General features: G+C 68.1%; 1 protein-coding gene. It reads left to right on the forward strand.

From position 1 onward, the window contains the following. On the forward strand, positions 1-427 hold a 427-nt coding region (locus DID96_RS38015; RefSeq protein ID WP_409333855.1), incomplete at both ends, for an NAD(P)/FAD-dependent oxidoreductase.

Genomic DNA, 427 nt, shown 5'->3' on the forward strand with positions numbered 1-427 from the left:
TCCTCGAAGGCGGCAAACGCGTGTCGTACGGTGCGCGCGCGATCACCGCGGGCGGGCTGCTGTCGCTGCCGAAGACGGTGTTCCCGGGCGGCGCGCTGATCGGCGACGACGCGGGCTTCCTGAACGCATCGCGGATCAAGGGCAGCCACGCAGCGATCAAGACCGGCATGCTGGCAGCCGACGCCGCGTTCGACGCGGTGCAGGCCGGCCGTCAGAGCGACGAGCTCAACGCGTACCCGGACGCCTTCAAGCAGTCGTGGCTGTACACGGAGCTGTACCGCGCGCGCAACTTCAAGCAGTGGATGGCCAAGGGGCTGTATCTCGGCACGCTGATGGTCGGGCTCGAGCAGAAGGTGATGGGCGGCAACGTGCCGTGGACGCTGCACCACAAGCACGCGGACCACGAGATGCTGAAGCCGGCGTCGCA

It is taken from the genome of Burkholderia sp. Bp8963 (genome assembly GCF_003854275.1).
Lineage (GTDB): Bacteria > Pseudomonadota > Gammaproteobacteria > Burkholderiales > Burkholderiaceae > Burkholderia.